Genomic DNA, 19,750 nt, shown 5'->3' with positions numbered 1-19,750 from the left:
TTTGTACGCGTTCTCTTACCAAGGTAATAACGTCCCATCATAAGCCCAAAACGCCCCGCTATCTTGCGGGGTTGCTTTTTCTATCAAGCCTAATAAATCCTTAGCAACTCGCTCTGGCGTGAACAACTTTCCCTCTGGGACATTGGTTTGAAAAGGTGCCGACAAAGCGGTATCTGTGGTGCCAGGGTGAAGTGAAAGCACCGTGCCATGTTTGACCACTCTTTGCCATTCGATCGACATGGTTTTTAGGAACATGTTTAATGCGGCTTTCGATGCTCGATAGCTGTACCAACCACCTAACTGATTATCGCTAATGCTGCCAACTTTGGCCGAAATGGTCGCAAACTTGGGTGCAGTACTGCGCTTTAGCTTGGGCGTGAAGTATTTTGCCAACAGTAAACTTGGCAAAGTATTAACCGTGATGGTTTGCTGAAAGAAGTCTGCGTCGAGCGAGCTAAGATTCTTCTCAGGACCTTTCTCTTGGGTGTGCAACATACCAACACAGTTCACCAACCAATCGACGTGTTCAATCTGCTCACTGAACGCTTTTACCTGCTCGTCTTGCGATACATCCACTTGATGCCAAACGACATTTGGGTGTTGCCAATCTGGTTGCTGCTTACGATAAGTGGCATGCACGCGAGCTTGAGGAAACCGAGCTGCGGCTTCTCTCACCATCGCCAAACCAATTCCACCATTGCCACCGACGATGAGTATTTCCATCACAAGTTCTCCACGTTTTCTATGTAGTGCTCTGCGGTATCAAGAATCGCTTGGCGTTGTTGTTCTTCCATGTTGTCCCAAGAGCGGAAAATCATCCCGATTCGTGGATTGGCTGCGAGGCGCTTGTCGTGTTTGTTCATAAAGCGCCAATAAAGGCTGTTAAACGGACACGATCCTTCCCCACTCCTCGCCTTATTGTCGTAATGGCAACCCTTACAGTAGTCGCTCATTTTGTTGATGTAAGAACCACTCGCCGCGTAAGGTTTGGTGCCAACAATGCCGCCATCCGCAAACAATGCCATGCCACGAGTGTTCGGCATTTCGACCCATTCAATCGCATCAACATAGATACCGAGATACCACTCATCCACTTGATCTGGGTCGATCTCGGTTAGCAAGCAAAAGTTACCAGTGACCATCAAACGTTGGATGTGGTGTGCGTAGGCATAATCAAGGGACTGACCAATCGCATTGCGCATACAGGCCATTTTGGTTTCGCCACTCCAAAAGAAGTTTGGCAGCTTTCTTTCTGCGCCCAGCTCGTTCTTTTTCGGGTAATGAGGCATGTTCGCCCAATAGACGCCTCGGATGTACTCTCGCCATCCTAAGATTTGGCGAATAAACCCCTCAACTTGAGAAATGTCGATGTCCGCGTTGGAGTGAAATGCCTTGAGTGATGCATCAATGACTTCTCTCGGGTGCAGCAATTTGCTGTTGAGCGAGAATGAAATTCGGCTGTGATACAAGCTCCACTTAGCGTCGTGCTGGCCTGTCATAGCATCTTGAAAACGTCCGAATAACGGCAGACAGACTTGGCAGAAATGCGCGAGTAAAGAGAGGCTTTGCGCGCGATTAATCGGCCACAACAATTCCCCTTCGAGATTTCCGATAGTTTTGATGTCATGTCGTGCCAACCGCTCAGTAATATCGCGCACGTCGGTACTGAACATCAAAGGTTGTGGCAGTTGTTCAATGTCTTTGGCTTTGAGCTTGTTACGGTTATTGGCATCGTAATTCCATTTTCCGCCGACGGGTTTTCCGTCTTGCATCAAGATGTCGAAGCGCTTGCGCATACGGCGGTAAAAGTGCTCCATCATGATGTGTTTGCCTTGAGGAAACTGCGATTCTATCTCTTCAAACGGCAACAAAAAGTGTTCCGAATCGACACAACGCGCCACGACCCCATCAAGCTTTAGTTTGGCTAACTGCTCTAGTAAACGGTATTCATCCGGGCGTTGATATTCAAACTTACTTGCACCAACTTCGCTCACGTAGTGTTGCAAGACTTGCTCAAGATCGTCGAAGGATTGTGTGTCATCCAACGTGAGGTGCTGAACTTGGTGACCTTCACTCTGACGCTCTTTCGCAAACTGTTCCATTGCAGAAAAGAACGCACACACTTTCTGAATATGATGCGTGACGTAAGTATTCTCTTGCTTGAGCTCCGCAATCAGGTAAAGCACTTGCTCATCCGGTTGATGAAACCAAGAGTGCTCACTGTTAAGTTGATCGCCCAAGATCAATCGTACGGTTTCAAATTGCATTACGGTTTCTCCGACGACGAAGCTTTGTCACTGCTGCCCATCACAATCGGCCAATCGACCATGTCTACACTATCCAAATGCGCGCCAGGACAACGACCTTGCCACCTATCGATGAACTCCATGTGCGGATCGTACATTTCGGTTTGCTTTTCGAGGTTGAATTGTCGTGAACCACGCGGATCAGCACCAACGCCCGCTAGGTATTGCCAATTTCCCCAGTTTGATGCCACATCGTAATCAACCAGTTGTGACTCAAAGTACGCCGCGCCATAACGCCAATCGAGGCTAAGTTCATGCACCAAACAACTGGCGACTAACTGTCTGCCACGATTCGACATATAACCCGTTTCATTAAGTTGGTGCATACACGCATTGACGATAGGAAATGGCGTTTCACCTTTCTTCCATTGTTGGAAACGGTGCGCGTAAAAGCTAGTGAGTGGTGCTTGATTTTGGATGCCACCGAATCGGAACAGCTGCCGCTTGTATCGACGGGCATACCAATAAAAGTATTCACGCCAAAGCAGTTCGAAGTAAATCCAATAGGTTGAATCATTTGCACCACTCTCCGCTTCATAACGTTTCAACATGGCATAAATAGTTTTCGGAGAAACGCACCCATGAGCTAGCCAAGGAGAGAACTTAGTGGAGTAATCCATGCCATCTAAACCGTTGCGTGTTTGTTTGTATTCACTGGCTAGTGTGGAAGCAAAATACTGGCGACAATGTTCAAGCCCGCGGCTTTCTCCACCATGAAACGCAGCTTTTGTGTCAAAGTAATATGCAGTAACGGAAGGAAGATTCACACCTAAAGGAATTGGAGGTAACGAACGGATACTCTCGTGGGGCCGAGAGATGTCTAAACCTTCAACTTGCTTTCTAAACTGCGTGAAAGTCGTAGGCAGTTTGCTCAAGTCAAATGGCAGTTGTTCTTCCCTTAACAGGGTCCGGATTGCTTGCTGTTTTATTTTTACATGAGAAGCGCCTTCAGCTACGCGATCTAACGCTTGTTGCTCATCCGAACCGGGAAAGGCGTCAGCATATATATGTGTGACGCCGAAGCGATTAACAGCATACTTGATTGCTTGATCGGGCGTCAGTTCAACCGCCCATAATCGCTGACCAAGGTGATTCAAAGATCGATTGAGTTCACTAAGCGATGAGTCGAGAAACTGCAATTTCGCGCGCCCGAAAGAGGCTTCCTGCGCAAAGTGATGCAAGTAAGGCGTCATTGAAGGGTAGCAATACAAGCAAATTAACTCGTCCATTTCTACACTGGCGCTTTTCAACAGTGGGTTGTCGTGCAATCGCAAGTCGTTCGTGAACCAATAAAGTCCTATTTTCTTTTTCAATTCGCACCCTCAGATGTTAATTCTTCGTCTACGAGTTCTTTTCACGGAGACCCTGACGTTAAGCCTTTTGATTTACTTGCTTTTATACGAAAACGAGAGTTTGACGATCATTAGGTTACTAACGTTTACACGGAATCCATTTGCTGGATATCTCAAAACACGCAATACCACCAAATGCCTGTACATGTTTCATACTGATATTTTATAAAATTTGAATCCAACGGTATTGATCACGATCTTAATCACTCATTTTCTATATAAACCATGCAAAAGTGATAAAAATTAAAGCGACATTAGTTAATATCCGTTAATCTAAGCCCAATCCCATTTTGCTAGTACCATCGCAGAAATGACCGACGAGTTTAAGAAATCAACCGCTAATTTAAAAAAAGCGGTCCCACTGATGATCAAAAACCATGTTGCTGCCACGCCAGCCAACTACGCGCTTTGGTATACCTACGTTGACAAGACCATTCCAGAACTCAACTTTGAGTTAGACATGGTGTTAGAAAACTACGGTATTTGCCCGCCAGCAACCAATAAACAGCTTTACAACAACTATGTGGCCAGCAAAGCAGAAACCAGCCTTGAAGATCTTAGAACCAATGTAGAAGTTCTGCTACACGAAGTATCCAGTTCAATGAGCGATACGATTTCAGATACTTCCTCCTTTTCCGAGATGGTAGACAAAAGCTTTAATAAACTGGAAAAAGTTGAGGACAATAGCCTAAGCATTGAAGAAGTGATGGTGGTGATTCGTCAACTTGTCGCAGAGTCACATGAAATTCGTCACTCAACAAAGTTTTTGAATAGCCAATTGACTAACGCGAGTGAAGAAATTTCTCGCCTCAAAAACCAACTGGCTGAAGTACAGCAAGATGCGTTGTTCGATGGTTTGTCAAACCTATACAACCGCCGAGCATTTGACAAAGATCTCTCTTCACTTATTGCATCAAATCAGGCAATGACCTTGATCATGCTTGATATCGATCATTTCAAATCATTTAACGACAATTACGGGCACCTTTTTGGCGATACAGTATTAAAAGCCATTGCCCGCCGGCTACAACAAAGCTGTCGAGATGGGATATGTGCGTACCGTTTTGGTGGTGAAGAATTCGCGTTAATTGTACCTAACAAATCTCTGCGAATTGCTCGCCAATATGCAGACACACTACGCCGGATGATAGAAAAACTGCGTATCAGAGATAAGCGCTCAGGCACACAAGTTCACAGCATTACCGCTTCTTTTGGGGTAGCAGAATTTGAGCCGGGTGATACGCCTGAAGCCTTAATCAATAAAGCCGATAAACAGCTTTATGAAGCAAAACAACTCGGTCGTAACCGCGTGATGCCAATTTAAATAAACTGACTAAGCGAAAACGACTTTTACGATGAAAAAGAAAACCCCGCGACGTAAAGTGCGGGGTTTTTATATCCAATCATGAGTATCTTAATCGACGCTGTAGCAGTAACTTAGAATGTAGTCGTCACCATTTTTTGCGGTATATTCTTTATCTTCACTGCATGCCATCGGCTTACCTTTTTTGTCGCCTTTGATTAGGCTTATCCAATGGCGCATCGCAGTTGGTGCATTGCCAGTTAGTTCAGGATGAAACGTCGTGCGAGTTTCCAATTGAATATCGTCAATGTCCACTAATTCCACGCAACCAGTGCCTTTGTGACAGCCAAACAGCACTTCGACATGATTGCCCGAATCATCTTTAAACAAAATCGACTTTGGATCTTCCTTTTCACCAGTGTACGCCACGAAGTGTTTTGGGCTTTTCAGGCCGCTGTGTGTACCGTCTTTGAAATAAGCCAAAACATGGCGGTAATCAATCACGTAACTTGATACATCTTGGTGCGACCCGTTCTCCAATGGGAACATGCGGTCAAGCAGTTGCTTCGCTTTTACTTGTTTCTCACTCTGCTGCTCAGCACTTACCGCTTCGACGGCAAATACGGCTTCAGCGATAAATGGGCGTTGTTGTTGTTGCATCTCTTTTTTATCGAAGTTCAGCATATTCATCGTCATATCCTCGCACTTAAAAACTCGTCCTAGAGTAAAAACTTAAATCCTTTATTTAAGTTTCAGGCAATTCTGTGAAGTGGATGGTTAATTTCCTTGCCTGCTCATTATGTAGACTAGCGAAATATTGACTACAATTTCACAACAAAAATTTTACAATGTGAATTTTACAAAATGTCTGTGTCAAAAAGCCTTATTCGTCAGTCTCATTTTCTTGGTACGAAAATTCGTAACCTAAGAAAAAACAACCATTTAACGATGGAAGATTTATCTGCCCGTTGTGTAAGAATTAATCCTGAATACGCTCCGTCGGTTTCTTACCTTTCGATGATTGAGCGCGGAAAACGCGTACCGAGTATCGATATGCTCGAAGTGATCGCGGAAGTTTTTCAAAAAGATCCGGCGTGGTTTTTAGATGATGAACCCGAATTAGAAGCCATCACACCCAACAAAGGAAATCGTGGCGGGATTAGTGGCATGGCGTTGGAGCCGAGCTTCCTGTTCTCCAATGATATTCTTCAAATCGCGATACCAGAAATGCTCTCCCAAACAGGTATCACGGGGCGTCAGTTTGCTCATCTCTTGATTCGAGCACACCAAGAAAACCATCAAAACCATTTTCCTGATTTAGAGCGCGCCGCCGAAGAGGTCGGCTTGAAGCGGTTGAATCTATCTGTAGAGGATCTCGTAGACATTGCAAAGAGTATGGGATTGGATATCCGCTGGGTTGATCGAGCGCCACAAGATGTGATTGATGAACTGGGCGTCAGCGCCAAACAGTTGATTACGTCTTTCATGGAGCCACCTGGGACTATTTATCTCAATAAACGAATGCGTGACTATCCAACCCGATTGAAGTATGACTTGGCGGTATATATCGGCCATCGAGTGCTCCATAGCAGCGATGCAATGAATAACGTTTTATCTATCGGGCATCAAAACAATTGGGAGCAAATGGACAGCCCTGTGTCGAACTCTGAACTCAATTCGCAAGATATCCTGCAAGCTTGGCGTGATTTTGAGTCTAGCTTTTTTGCTGGTGCCTTGCTTTGCCCCAAAGTACCATTTCGTCAGTTGCTTGACCGCTCCGGTTACGAAATTGATGTTCACAAAAAGGCCGGCGTTTCTCCTTCCGTTGCAATGCGTCGCATGACGGTGGTCTCGCCTTACCCTCATTGGCACTATTTTGATGCCTATGGCCCCGGCAAGTTAAAAGCAGTGTATCGAGGAAATGGTATTCCATTGCCTTGGGGCAACATGCGCAAAGTAAACGACCCTTGCCAGCACTGGGCGGTATTCCGACGCCTTTCCCAGCCTTTGGATACCAGTTCAGCGCAAATTTCGATTTTAAATGTTGGCGACGAGCCACGTATCTACTGCTGCGAATCGGTCAACGTATTTGACCCTGCGGGAAATAATCGCGTGCTATGTGCCGGTATTGATCTTAACCCTGCTATTTCTGCACAAGGTGGCGATGCCGTTTCCATAGCGGAAGAACTTAAGTCCCTTTGTGTCGCTTCCGGCGGAAGTAGTGTTATTCCTCCCCACATCAAAAAAGACTTAACGACTATCGCTAAGATATTAAACATCAACTGGATAGAGCGCGGGATTCAAACCCAAGCAAGGTTGATCTGCTCCAGAGGGGCGGTTTGTCCAAGACAACCTAGTTGTTACAGCAAGTGCGGAGAAGCTGATGAGACGGGCAGCGACGTGAATATCATCGGGCTTTAGAAAGAAAAAACGCCAATCACAATAAACGTGATTGGCGGTATATACTTGTGAACAATTTGTATTCACTAACAACGTCAGTTGGCTAGGTGACCCTCGGCTTAATAAGGGTCACTCTAAGTAAAGCACGATGCGTGCCAACTTTAAAAAAGCCGTTTTTTAGTAGATCCAGATGCATATCGTTGCTTTATTAACCATTAATTTCGCAAACTGCATTTGCAAAATGCAACATTATGCAAATATGCCACTGAATGCACTGCTAATAACGACTCTCTCAGCAAAGTGTCTGTGAACATATGAAGTCACATACTCTTGTACCTCAATGATGATGAGATTTCGGGCTCCCAACTTTACCATTCTTCTAACCCCTTATTGAAACTGGGTTCAGGCTCATCCGCCATGCTTTTGTTGATACATTCTCTCATCGGCTATTTTCATCATTTGCTCAGGAGATGACATTTGCGGGTCAAATATCGCGTACCCAATACTGGCTTTCAAATAGATAAGCGTTTCATCGTAAATGACGGGCGTAGAGCATAGCGCTAATCGAAGTTTTTGTAGAAGAGACTGAACATTTTCTTCCGTTCCTGGGTGATGGACTACAACTAAGAACTCATCACCGCCCATTCTGGCCACGATGTCTGATTTACGCAGAGAGCTTTTTACCCTTTCAGCCGTAGCGATTAAAACTTTGTCACCTGCGTCGTGACCATAGGTGTCGTTAATGTGTTTAAACCTATCTAGGTCAATATTAATTAAGGCGAAGCTATAACGCTTTTTATAACGTTTCGCTATTTCGAACTGCTGCTTGTAAAACTTCATAAAATAGCGACGGTTTGGTAAATTCGTGAGTTCATCGTGTAAAGCTCTGTCATCTGCAATGGTATACAGTCGATAAATGGCGAACAGCGCGAGGCTAAGTGCGAATATAATGGGATAGCCGATTACTCTAGCTAAATGCAACTGATGCCAAGAGATTTGGCGATCAGCTTTGCCTCCAGAGAAAACCACCATACTCCACCCACCATAAGGAAAATGAACCATCTCTTTTGCATATGCCATGCTATTTACACTTTGCGCGCCAAAGAAAGCATCACCAAATGAGCCACCGCTATCGTAACCACGGATCATTAAAGGGTAACGATACGAGAAATCAATTACGCCGGTTTCTCTCATCAGAGCATCGAAATCAATCACCGCACTGATCACTCCCCAGTAGTCCTGATTCATTGGAGGATCAAGAAAAACAGGCACACGCACGATCAAACCTCGGCCACCTTGAATCAAAGTCACTGGCCCTGCGATGAAAATTTCTTGTACATCCTTGGCTTTTTGCACCTGTACCCACTGCTGTGGCACTGCGCGGTAATCAAGGCCGATTAGGCGCTCATTACCTTGGCGTGGAAATACATGACTAATTACATCATTTTTCGCGATACCGATGATTGTAATATGTTTACTTTTATTTAGGATTCGGTGAGCGGCGATACTCAATTCTTCTTCTTGGTTTTTAGGAAGTAAAGTAATGAGTGTCGCTAAAGTACTGGCTTTGTAGATATCCGCCATAAGTACCGCTTCCAAATTGGAACGGAGAATGGAAAGTTGTTCTTTGGCCTCAACTTGAACTCGCTCTTTGTGAAGCTCTTGCTGGTTTCGATTTAACAGCTCAATAACCCCAATACACAAAGCGAAAAAGGTGAGGAAGAACAATGCAAAATAGCATCGCTTTCTGGGTAAATAACGCATTTTCTCCCCACAACTCGTATACAACTACGAGATTTTTTATTTATTGTTAAAATTCTTATTATCACAAGAATAACCAATCATAATCAGAAAGGTAACAGTGATTGACAACTTTTATGTTTTAGGTGTGAGATGATGCATCAACAAGGCGATTTATTTGGCGGCGATCTATGGCAAGAAGTAGAAAGAGGAAAACTTTATTATGATCCTCATTTTCTTAGCCATCTTGAGGCGGATAATTACTTTGACCAACTTCGAAAGACACTGCCATGGCACCAAGAACACATTACTATGTTCGGCAAGTCAGTACTTCAACCTCGCTTACAAGCGTGGCACGGTGATGCAGCATATACTTACTCAGGCTTAACCATGCAGCCTCACCCTTGGACTCCTGAGTTAACTCAGCTCAAAGTGCGTTGTGAATCAGTTGCTGATGTCACTTTTAATTCTGTTCTCGCTAACTTATATCGACACGGGCAAGACTCAATGGGCTGGCACCAAGATAATGAACCAGAGTTAGGTAGAAACCCTGTTATCGCATCTTTGAACTTAGGTGAAACACGTCGATTTTTGCTTAGAAATTTACATTGTAAAACTGAGATTGAATATGAGCTTTCTCACGGCTCCTTACTGATTATGGCTGGCGAGCTCCAGCATCACTGGAAGCACTGCGTACCAAAAACCGCGAAAACCAAAGATGAACGTATCAACCTGACTTTTAGGCAAATTTTCAACTATTGACTCAGCTTTTACATTCTCAATTAATATTGATGGTAGGTTTAGGTTCAGGACTTCATAGGGAATGGATTTATGCGTATTAAACCTCTTAGCTTAGCGGTCTTACTCTTTTACTCACTTACCTTTGCTGCTCAGGCATCACAGGAAGACGTACCGCTTCTCGATAATACTCAATCAGCGCAGTTGATTCGTAGTACCTACGAACAAGAACTGTTCACTTTCCCGGCGTTTAAAGAGGGCCATTTTGGCTTACGCATGTACCGCCAAACATTAGATGAGAAATATCACGCTGCCATTTGGACCGACATGGCACAAGTAGCCAGCCGGTTAAACCTATTTGCTAATGAAGTCGTTGAACCAGAAGACATCATTCTCTATTCATCTCAAAGGTTGACCACGTATCAAGAGAAAGAAACCGAACGAGGTCAGCGACGCTATACCGTGACTAAACACCATCCTGAGTACCTTTATCTTGGTGTGGATTTGCTTGGCGCAATGGCAAGAGCAAACGAATATGGCCTACAACATAAACAAGACAAAACGCTGAGAAAAATTATTAGGCGCTACGATTTCTCGCGTTACGTTACGGACAAAGAGATGATAGAGGCATGGGCAGCTCAGCTTGCAAACCAAGTCTACTGGCTTCGTCAGCTAGGAGAGCAAGATGTGGTCGAGGAATTCACTCAAACCTTCCGGAACACCTACCCCGACGATAAAGATAAGATGCTTTCAGCTCAGCAGTATTGGAACAAACTCTATGGTATGACGCACATCATCTTTGCCGATTCACAGTATTATCAGGAGCGAGTAAGCGAAAAGAAACACCAATGGATTTATGATTACTTTCGCAACAACATCGACACTATCCTACTGCGCGCCAAAGAAGACGTGATTGCCGAAGTCGGCATTTCGTTTTTGTTAGCAGGCTTGGACCATGATCCGGTCGTAAAGAAAACCCGCCAAGCCATTCGTCACGCAATCAACGCAGAAAAAGGGATGATTCCGTCGGTCGACGGTAGCTTTGATCTCAAGTACGGCGAACACCGTAACGTGCTAGCCATCATGCTGCTCGATTGGAAAGGGGTACATAAGGCGCCAACTTATCAAGAGCACCCAGAGGCTTTTAAATCGATACCTTACGGCTTAATGCCCAAGCCTTAGAAATAACAAAACCCGCCATTTAGGCGGGTTTTGAGTGTGGATCTTCAATCTAAATTAGAGAGAGATAAAAATGCCCGCTAAGCACGCACTCATCAGGTTAGCGAGTGTACCAGCAGCAACCGCTTTTAGGCCTAGACTTGCAACATCTTTGCGGCGCTCAGGTGCCATCACGCCGATAGAACCCAACTGAATCGCAATTGAGCCAATGTTCGCAAAACCACACAACGCAAAAGTGATAATAATTTGAGTATGCTCAGACAGTGTCGCTTTGTGCTGCACAAAATCGATAAACGCAACAAACTCATTCATCACCACTTTCTGACCAATGTATGAACCCGCAGCTAGAATTTCGTGGCTTGGCACACCAATCAACCACGCTAGAGGTGCAAACAAATAACCAAAAATCGCTTGTAGCGTTACGCCAGAGAAACCAAGTATCTCACCCAAGTTTTCTAGCCCCGTGTTCACCATCGCGATAACACTCACGAAAGCGATAAGCATGGTACCAACAGCAACGGCAACTTTCATACCGCCCATGGCACCGCTTGCTAGCGCATCAATAACGTTACTTTCTTCTGATTTATCTAGCTCAATATTGTTGTAATCGCTTGGCGTTTGACGCTCAGGAACGATGATTTTTGCCATCATCAAACTACCTGGTGCTGCCATAAAGCTTGCCGCGATCAAGTATTTGAGGTCGACACCCAAACCAGCATAACCACCAAGCACACTGCCCGCCACTGAAGCCATACCACCAGCCATCACGGCAAACAGTTCAGAGCGAGTCATGTTAGAAAGAAATGGACGAATAAGAAGTGGTGACTCGCCTTGAGATAAGAAAATGTTCCCTGTTGCAACCAAAGACTCTGCTTTACTCGTACCCAAGAACTTCTGGATAGCGCCGCCAATAAATTGAATCACTTTTTGCATAATGCCCAAATAGTAAAGGGCGGAGATAAGAGCACTGAAGAAGATGATGATAGGAAGGACACGGATAGCGAAGATAAAGCCAGAAGAAGCGAGGTCACCAAAGAGGAATTTAATCCCTTCATCAGCAAAGCTGAGTAGCCCCGCGACACCATTACTTAAACTCGCCAGCGCCGCTTGACCCAACGGGAAATAGAGCACTAACGCAGCAAACCCCATTTGTAGCATCAAGGCGCGAGATACAGTTTTCCAATTAATGGAAGAACGACCCTCAGAAAGTAGGAAAGCACAACCTAGCAGTGCAACAATACCAAATAGACTAAATAGAACACTCATGAGCTGGACCTACTAAACGTTGAAAAAGAAAAAAGAGCCAAAGGAATTGGCAGAAGAAAGGGACAACGCAGCGAGTGATAACTCACTTTTAGATCCAGAATGCAGACAGAACGAATAGTTCGACATCTTATTTTTACCTTATACAAGCAATTGAACGTAGCTGGTCCGGTCCGTGGGGTCATTCACTGCTGGCGAGCATGTTGCTTGGCCTGCTCCATGTGACGGCTTGTATGGGTAAGGGTCCTGAACAACTAAACCCTAATTCCCGCTTAAACGGGACGCAAGTATAGCCAACAAAAAGAGATATTCATCACATTTATTTACGCAAACGTTCAAGCGTTCAAAATTTAGGCAAAAGCACTCTTTTGTCGTCATACTATTAATAAAAGTAAGGGCATAAGGATAGGCGTTGATGGTAAAAAACATAAAAGTGACCAATAAATATGCAATCAAACTCGAAAGAGCCAAAATTCGTCATTTTGCTCTCGCCAACAGGTGGATTTTGGTTATAATTCGCGTTGCTTCTTTCGAGGCCTCTGAGTATTCAGAGCATCATGATGCCGAGATGGTGAAATTGGTAGACACGCTAGCATGAGGTGCTAGTGCCTTTGGTGTGAGGGTTCGAGTCCCTCTCTCGGCACCATTATCCTTCTTCCCTAATTTTGTTCGAGTGTAATGCAAAGTTCTAAGCAGGCAAGACAGTCTACAGATGCTAACCAACTTCTGAGTGAGCTTGCGGTTCACGCTTTATTACACCTGCACTTTAAAATTCACGCGTCCTCGCATGGCCTCTCCCTTAAAGAACGTAATGACTTACTTCAGAAATGGCTGAAACCAAAACTGAAGAGTAATCGCTATAAGCTGATTAAAAAGCCGTTAAAATCTTTGACTCAGCAGGCAAAAGGTGAGAACGGAAATCTGGAAGCATTACTCGAGCGCTGCGTCGGTGCAGACAAACCCAGAAATCCTCAACCCGATCTAGATAGCTACTTGCTGCTGATCAACGAGATTGAGAAGAAACTGGGGACTACCGTGTTATTATCGCGACCGGAAGACGTCGACTTATCTCACGACCAACACGGCTGTTTGCTGTGTGTGCTTTCTGAGAACTTAAATCAGCACTTCGATGATAATAACGCCCTAATCGCTCCTATTTCGATGCTGTTCCGCGGACCAATGAGTCAACGCTCACTTTTCCTTGGCAGCATTTACGCCAGTGGTACCTTCAATTATGAAGTGCAGTATCAAGACGACCAGTTCGTTCGCATCACATTAGAGTTAGCGTAACTGTAACGCTAAGAAATAAACGAATCGAAAAAGGCCGTGAAACTCGCGGCCTTTTGCTTATCTAGATTTAAACTTGAGTTAATCGATCTCTTTAAATCGAGCAGTAAAGTGGCGCAGCACTGGTGGCTCGTACTCGAAAGTGAGCCCTTTTAACTCATGTGCACGATTTTTCAGTTCGATAATCGCATCCGCAATGTAATCCATATGATCGTTTGTGTAGACACGACGTGGAATGGTCAAACGCATCAACTCAAGCTCTGACGCTTTTTGTTTACCCGTTTCCGGATCTCGACCAAGCAGCAACGATCCTATCTCTACTGCTCGAATACCCGCTTCCAAGTACAAAGCATTACACAATACCTGCGCAGGAAACTGATCCGCTGGAATATGTGGCAAAATCTTAGCGGCATCCACAAACACCGCATGACCACCCGTTGGGTATTGAATCGGAATACCGCCTTCACGTAAGCGCTCACCTAAGTATTGAACTTGGCTAATTCTATAGTGAAGAAAATCCTCATCCGCGGCTTCATACAAACCGCGAGCGAGCGCTTCCATATCACGCCCAGCCATGCCGCCGTATGTTACAAATCCTTCCATGGGTACGCAGCGCGTCTGCACCGCCTGGAACAACTCCTTATGATCACGAATACAACACATGCCACCAATGTTTACCATCGGGTCTTTCTTAGCTGACATGGTGAGCATATCACCGTACTGGTACATCTCACGGATGATTTCCAGAATCGATTTATTCTCGTAACCCGCTTCACGCTGCTTGATAAAGTAGGCGTTCTCACAGTAACGAGCCGAGTCAATCACCACTGGAATATCGTACTTGGTTGCAATCTCGTACACACTGCGCATGTTTTCCATCGACACAGGCTGACCACCGGAGCTATTACAAGTAATCGTGGTGATAATTGCACAAATGTTATGCGAACCGTGCGCTTCAATTGTTGCCACCAGCTTATCGATATCAAAATTGCCCTTCCAATCATAAGGCGTAGTGGTGTCGAATGCTTCTTCCGTTACCACGTTAATCGCTTTACCGCCATTGAGTTCAATGTGACCCGCTGTGGTATCAAAATGGTAGTTCGAGATAAATACTGGCGTTTCGCCACCACGCACCTGACGCATACGCTCAATCAAGGCTGGGAACAAAATTTGCTCGGCACCACGCCCTTGGTGTGCAGGCACGGTGAGCTTATAACCGAAGAAGTGCTCCACTGCATCACACAGGTTGTAGTAATTTCGACTCCCCGCATAGGATTCATCCCCCATCATGATGCCAGCCCACTGATTATCACTCATGGCACCAGTGCCAGAGTCAGTCAGCAAATCGATATAAACATCATCACTACGAAGAAGAAATGGATTATAGCCCGCTTCTTTTAACGCGACTTCACGGTCTGCCAAAGTCGTCATTTTGATTGGCTCAACCATTTTGATACGGAAAGGTTCTGGAATACGTTTCATTGTTAATTTCCTTATACGCATTGCCCTACGCAGTTTCACGTAAGACTAAAAAACAAATAGATAGAATGCTTTTCAATGCGATTGCATTGAGGAAATCAACGAGAAGAGATTTTACTAAGAAGAGACAAGCAGTAGTCTAGGTTATACCAGAACGACAGCACCAAACGGCTATCGAGAATATCCTTTATTCTCATCGTCTTCGTCCTCCTGATAAAAATAAAAAGTCAGAAACCCCATGTCTCTGACCTTTTCAATATAGTGCAGTTTTCAATCAACTTTCAGTGAGGTCACCCTCATTTTAAGAAGGTCTCGCCCTTTTCATTCTGCGTTTGATATTACTTTCTTTGACTAGATAATCGAAAAGTGGCGCGAATAAGTTAGCAAATAGAATCGCTAACATGATGCCTTCTGGATAAGCCGGGTTCAGCACTCGGATAAAAATCGTCATCACACCGATTAATAGTCCGTATGCCCATTTCCCGTTATTGGTAAAAGCTGCCGAGACAGGGTCTGTCGCCATGAAGAAGGTACCAAACGCAACCCCACCAATCACGAAGTGCCAGTAGAACGGCATGGAGAACATGGGGTTAGAGTCTGAACCGATCGCATTCAATAGTAATGAAGCTCCGATTAAACCGACCAACACGCCCGCAACAATTCTCCACGATGCAATCTTCATAAAGATGAGAACCAAGCCTGTTAGTGCGATCAACAACGTGGAGACTTCACCCATCGAGCCTGGTAAATTGCCAACAAAAGCATCTCCCCATGAAATTGGCTCTCCCGTCATATTATTTATCAAAGCACTTTGCCCTCCTTCATACCATTGGCTAAGTGGAGTAGCGCCAGAGTAACCATCAGCCGCGACCCACACGGTACCACCGGACATGTTGGCAGGATAGGCAAAGTATAAGAACGCGCGCCCTGCTAAAGCTGGATTTAGGAAGTTTCGTCCAGTACCACCGAAAATCTCCTTCGCCACAACAATACCGAAAGTGATACCTAAAGCCGCTTGCCATAGTGGAATTGTCGGAGGAAGGATCAGCGCAAAGAGTATAGAGCTGACAAAAAAGCCTTCATTTACCTCATGCTTTCGCACAATAGCAAACAGAACTTCCCAGAAACCACCAACGATAAACACCGTCGCATAAACCGGGAGAAAGTAAGTAGCACCAAGCCACATTTTACTTCCCCACCCCGCTTGTGAAACCGCATCTAACGAGCCCCATACCCAACTCAGTTGCCATGAAGAAACAAGCGCTTGCTGAGCTGAGGCTTGATCCATTCCATACAACAAGGCATCACTCGCTTGCTGGCCTATGTTGTACATACCCCAGAACATGGCAGGGAAGACAGCCAACCACACCATGATCATAATACGTTTTAAATCGATGCTATCTCGAACGTGAGTCATGCCCTGGTTTACCTTACCAGGCGTGTAAAAAATGGTTTCGACAGCTTCGAAAAGTGGGTAGAACTTGTGATACTTCCCACCTGGACCAAACTTAGGTGTCGCTTTCTCAAAGTAATGTTTAAGGCTCATAACACTCCTCCTTTATCTAAAAGATGGTACGCACATGTGTAAAAAGCGATCGTTTTTTAATCTCTTCGTCTTCCTTCTTCGTATTTCACCTTGTTCGCCACTCTTCTGTCTCCTCTTTAAATCCAGCGAACAGTTTATCCAACGAAAAAGGGACCGCTCATGGACACACTCGCCATTGACCTAGCTAGATTCCAATTTGCCTTTACTGTCTCTTTCCACATTATTTTTCCAGCTTTTACGATTGGTTTGGCAAGTTATCTCGCTGTATTAGAGGGCTTGTACTTAAAAACGGGCAACAAACAGTACATGCAAATCTATAAGTACTGGCTCAAAATCTTTGCCATCAGTTTTGGTATGGGTGTGGTGAGTGGCATCGTGTTGAGCTATCAATTCGGTACTAACTGGAGCGTGTTTGCCGACAAAACAGGCCCAATCCTAGGCCCGCTAATGGGTTATGAAGTTTTTACTGCGTTTTTCCTCGAAGCGGGGTTTTTAGGCGTGATGCTTTTCGGTATGGATAAGGTGGGTAAGAAGCTTCACTTCGCCGCGACTTGTATTGTTGCATTCGGGACGTTTTTGTCTGCGTTTTGGATACTTTCTGTTAATAGTTGGATGCAAACACCAGCGGGCTACAGTATCAACGAAGCCGGACAGTTTATCCCAGAAGACTGGTGGGCGATTGTCTTCAACCCTTCCTTCCCTTACCGGCTCGTTCATATGTTGCTCGCCGCTTACCTTACTACTGCTTTTGTTGTAGCCGGCGTTGCCGCTTATCACTTGCTAAAAGCAAACCATAACCCTCTAGCCAGAATTATGTTCTCGATGGCAATGTGGATGGCTGCCATCGTGACACCAATTCAAATCGTTGCTGGAGACATGCATGGTTTAAACACCCTTGAACATCAACCCGCCAAAGTCGCCGCGATGGAAGGGCACTATGAGTCTCACCAAGGCGCGCCATTGATCCTCTTCGGTATCCCTAACGATGAAGAAAAACGTATGGAATACGCACTGGAAATCCCCAAACTCGGTAGTTTGATTTTAACTCATGACCTCAACGGTGAAGTGAAGGGATTAGATGCTTTTCCAGAGGAGGAACACCCTCCTGTCTCTATCGTTTTCTGGTCTTTCCGAGTCATGGTCGCGCTTGGTTTTGGCATGCTTGTTATTGGTTTGTGGAGCCTTTGGCTAAGAAAACGTCGCAAACTTTTTGATTCGAGGGCACTTCAACGTATTTGTGTGCTGTTTGCCCCAGCGGGGTTCATTGCAGTTTTAGCAGGCTGGATAACTACCGAAGTCGGTCGACAGCCTTACACCGTATACGGTCTTTTAACCACAGCCAATTCGGCATCGCCTATTGATGCCGCCGCGGTGAGCGTCTCCCTGACGGCGTTCATCGTGGTTTACTTTGTGGTTTTTGGAGCTGGCTTCTTCTATCTCCTACGTTTGATGCGCAAGTCTCCAACTCGATATGAAGAAGGTCTAGATAGCCGACTTCCTGATGGCACGAAAACCGATGCCATCACACACTCTAACCATCTAACCTAGGAGCTTACTCATGGATTACGCATTAATTTGGTACGCTTTGATTGGGCTCGCTGTTCTGATTTATGTCGTGTTAGATGGCTTTGATCTCGGTATTGGTATCCTATTTCTCAGCGCTAATGACGATGAAGAGCGCGACATGATGATGAACAGCATCGCTCCTGTTTGGGATGGGAATGAAACTTGGCTAGTTCTTGGCGGTGGTGGGCTTTTTGCCGTGTTCCCCCTCGCCTACGCGGTCATTATGCCAGCACTCTATGCTCCTCTGATTTTAATGCTGCTCGGGTTAATTCTGCGCGGGGTTTCTTTTGAGTATCGCTTCCGAACACAACGCGGAAAGTTTTTATGGGATAGCGCTTTTTTCATTGGTTCACTCACCGCGGCATTGATGCAAGGCATTATGCTCGGAACCCTGCTCCAAGGTATAGAGGTTAGTGAACGAGCATACGCAGGTGGATGGTTTGATTGGCTTTCACCATTTAGCGTATTTTGTGGCCTGGCGCTTGTTTGTGCTTATATTCTGCTCGGTTCATGCTGGTTATTAATCAAGCTTCCAGAAGAGCTGATGGGGCGCTATTACGTGGTCGCGCGACGATGGGGACTAGCGATGGTAGCCTGTATATTCATCGCCAGTTTGTGGCTGCCATTGAGCCAAAATATCGTATTTGAACGTTGGTTCTCATTACCAAACTCGCTACTGTTTTTCATTTTACCAATTATTGCAGCGGCACTTATTTGGCAGTTATTCAAAGCCTTACTCGACCACAAAGCCGTCCGAGCCTACGTTCTTGCGATCGGCCTGTTTCTTGTGTCCGCGATGGGTTTCGGTGTCAGTACATTCCCTTACTTGGTCCCATTCGCACTCACTTATCAAGACGTCGCCGCGCCAGACAAAAGTTTGGCATTTTTACTTGCCGGTGCGGTGGTATTACTTCCTCTGATCATAGCCTACACGGCTTATTCGTACTGGGTGTTCCGCGGCAAGATGAAACGTGGAGAAGGATATCACTGATGAAACTAAAGCCCATTTTGTGGTTCATTGGCATTTGGCTGGCAAGCGTGGTCGCCTTGTTTATCATCAGTTCGTTGATACGAACTGCGATATTGTAGGCACAGAGTCTACTGCACCACATCTGAAGCCATTGAGGTCTATACTCAAGCAAGAGTAAAACAACGGAGTGTTTTTATGACCTTAAAGCGGTTTCTGGTAACTTTGATTCCTTTGACGGTTCCACTGTTTTCACCAAATGCTTTGGCCGTAGACAAGCAGATGTCATCCGCCATGAAAAGTAAAATGCGGTCTATTTGCTCCGCAACAAACGAGCAGGGCCATTGGCAACTTGCTGAGGCAACTCCTGACGCCAGACGCTCACTCAACATGGTGCTTTATCAAATGAATGCCGATGATAAATTGAAAGCAATTCATGAGGTGAGAACCAAAATGGTCGGCGGCACCCATTATGCGTTTGAGTTCGAGTTGCAAGATGGTCAAGTCTGGAATGCAATTGTATTGCACAGTGCCCGAGGCGATTACATGATCGAAAGACACGCCAAGAAAGGCGAACTCTGCCCTAAAGATGGCAACTCCTAAATCCCAGATTCAAATACAATA

16 protein-coding genes and 1 tRNA gene are annotated in these 19,750 nt (G+C 45.3%); 9 read left to right on the top strand and 8 right to left on the bottom strand.

All coding sequences use genetic code 11. The features are described from left to right. Positions 1-15: 15 nt before the first annotated feature. The 3 genes from R7P64_RS21345 to R7P64_RS21335 are packed head-to-tail and all read right to left on the bottom strand — an operon-like array spanning position 16 to position 3,619. Positions 16-723 (bottom strand): SDR family oxidoreductase, encoded by a 708-nt coding sequence (locus R7P64_RS21345; protein ID WP_017819732.1) that lies wholly within the window; start codon positions 721-723, stop codon positions 16-18. Next, complete coding sequence (locus R7P64_RS21340) at positions 723-2,267, bottom strand: cryptochrome/photolyase family protein (RefSeq protein WP_053307139.1); 1,545 nt, start codon at positions 2,265-2,267, stop codon at positions 723-725. The genes R7P64_RS21345 and R7P64_RS21340 overlap by 1 nt, the downstream gene beginning before the upstream one ends. Beyond that, positions 2,267-3,619, bottom strand: a complete 1,353-nt coding sequence (locus R7P64_RS21335; RefSeq protein WP_047102819.1) for a DASH family cryptochrome — start codon at positions 3,617-3,619, stop codon at positions 2,267-2,269. The genes R7P64_RS21340 and R7P64_RS21335 overlap by 1 nt, the downstream gene beginning before the upstream one ends. 349 nt (positions 3,620-3,968) lie before the next feature. On the opposite strand from R7P64_RS21335, the gene R7P64_RS21330 reads away from it, so the two are divergent. Then, a complete protein-coding gene (locus tag R7P64_RS21330; protein ID WP_047102820.1) occupies positions 3,969-4,982 on the top strand; it encodes a GGDEF domain-containing protein in 1,014 nt (337 codons plus the stop codon). Positions 4,983-5,072: 90 nt separating this feature from the next. Here R7P64_RS21330 and R7P64_RS21325 read toward each other — a convergent pair whose 3' ends face one another. After that, complete coding sequence (locus R7P64_RS21325; RefSeq protein WP_005374156.1) at positions 5,073-5,651, bottom strand: malate synthase; 579 nt, start codon at positions 5,649-5,651, stop codon at positions 5,073-5,075. Between the two features lie 174 nt (positions 5,652-5,825). Here R7P64_RS21325 and R7P64_RS21320 point away from each other — a divergent pair, with 174 nt between their 5' ends. After that, the gene (locus R7P64_RS21320) at positions 5,826-7,382 is read left to right on the top strand and encodes a DUF3612 domain-containing protein (RefSeq protein WP_080773721.1); all 1,557 of its coding nucleotides are present in this window, start codon (positions 5,826-5,828) and stop codon (positions 7,380-7,382) included. A 387-nt stretch (positions 7,383-7,769) separates the two neighbouring features. On the opposite strand, the gene R7P64_RS21315 is transcribed toward R7P64_RS21320, so the two are convergent. Next, a complete protein-coding gene (locus tag R7P64_RS21315) occupies positions 7,770-9,125 on the bottom strand; it encodes a diguanylate cyclase (protein ID WP_053307138.1) in 1,356 nt (451 codons plus the stop codon). Positions 9,126-9,257: 132 nt separating this feature from the next. Here R7P64_RS21315 and R7P64_RS21310 point away from each other — a divergent pair, with 132 nt between their 5' ends. Together R7P64_RS21310 and R7P64_RS21305 are read left to right on the top strand one after the other, a co-directional pair. Next, positions 9,258-9,863, top strand: coding sequence for an alpha-ketoglutarate-dependent dioxygenase AlkB family protein (locus R7P64_RS21310; RefSeq protein WP_005374161.1), 606 nt, complete (start codon positions 9,258-9,260; stop codon positions 9,861-9,863). 69 nt (positions 9,864-9,932) lie between these two features. Next, positions 9,933-11,021 carry a DUF3541 domain-containing protein gene (locus R7P64_RS21305; protein ID WP_318123943.1) on the top strand — a complete coding sequence of 363 codons (1,089 nt, stop codon included), beginning with the start codon at positions 9,933-9,935 and terminating at the stop codon, positions 11,019-11,021. 54 nt (positions 11,022-11,075) lie between these two features. On the opposite strand, the gene R7P64_RS21300 is transcribed toward R7P64_RS21305, so the two are convergent. Beyond that, a complete protein-coding gene (locus tag R7P64_RS21300; RefSeq protein WP_017635515.1) occupies positions 11,076-12,284 on the bottom strand; it encodes a NupC/NupG family nucleoside CNT transporter in 1,209 nt (402 codons plus the stop codon). Positions 12,285-12,843: 559 nt separating this feature from the next. Between R7P64_RS21300 and R7P64_RS21295 the strand changes: the two genes are divergently transcribed. Next, a tRNA-Leu gene (locus R7P64_RS21295) sits at positions 12,844-12,927 on the top strand. Between the two features lie 32 nt (positions 12,928-12,959). Next, complete coding sequence (locus tag R7P64_RS21290) at positions 12,960-13,571, top strand: DUF2913 family protein (protein WP_047102823.1); 612 nt, start codon at positions 12,960-12,962, stop codon at positions 13,569-13,571. Positions 13,572-13,649: 78 nt separating this feature from the next. Here R7P64_RS21290 and R7P64_RS21285 read toward each other — a convergent pair whose 3' ends face one another. Together R7P64_RS21285 and R7P64_RS21280 are read right to left on the bottom strand one after the other, a co-directional pair. Continuing rightward, positions 13,650-15,050 (bottom strand): tryptophanase, encoded by a 1,401-nt coding sequence (locus tag R7P64_RS21285; protein WP_005384172.1) that lies wholly within the window; start codon positions 15,048-15,050, stop codon positions 13,650-13,652. Between the two features lie 298 nt (positions 15,051-15,348). Next, complete coding sequence (locus R7P64_RS21280) at positions 15,349-16,593, bottom strand: NADH:ubiquinone reductase (Na(+)-transporting) subunit B (protein WP_318118822.1); 1,245 nt, start codon at positions 16,591-16,593, stop codon at positions 15,349-15,351. 159 nt (positions 16,594-16,752) lie between these two features. On the opposite strand from R7P64_RS21280, the gene R7P64_RS21275 reads away from it, so the two are divergent. From R7P64_RS21275 to R7P64_RS21265, 3 genes are all read left to right on the top strand, one after another. After that, on the top strand, positions 16,753-18,141 hold the full coding sequence (locus R7P64_RS21275) for a cytochrome ubiquinol oxidase subunit I (RefSeq protein WP_017635517.1): 1,389 nt from the start codon (positions 16,753-16,755) through the stop codon (positions 18,139-18,141). A 10-nt stretch (positions 18,142-18,151) separates the two neighbouring features. Then, positions 18,152-19,150, top strand: a complete 999-nt coding sequence (cydB, locus tag R7P64_RS21270) for a cytochrome d ubiquinol oxidase subunit II (protein ID WP_005374173.1) — start codon at positions 18,152-18,154, stop codon at positions 19,148-19,150. 174 nt (positions 19,151-19,324) lie between these two features. Then, positions 19,325-19,729 carry a cystatin gene (locus R7P64_RS21265; RefSeq protein WP_213911830.1) on the top strand — a complete coding sequence of 135 codons (405 nt, stop codon included), beginning with the start codon at positions 19,325-19,327 and terminating at the stop codon, positions 19,727-19,729. Positions 19,730-19,750: the final 21 nt, after the last annotated feature.

The sequence above is a fragment of the Vibrio sp. 2304 genome (genome assembly GCF_033339475.1).
GTDB lineage: Bacteria > Pseudomonadota > Gammaproteobacteria > Enterobacterales > Vibrionaceae > Vibrio > Vibrio alginolyticus.
The sequence above is the reverse complement of the archived record's forward strand: the minus strand, read 5'-3'. Positions and strand labels throughout refer to the sequence as shown.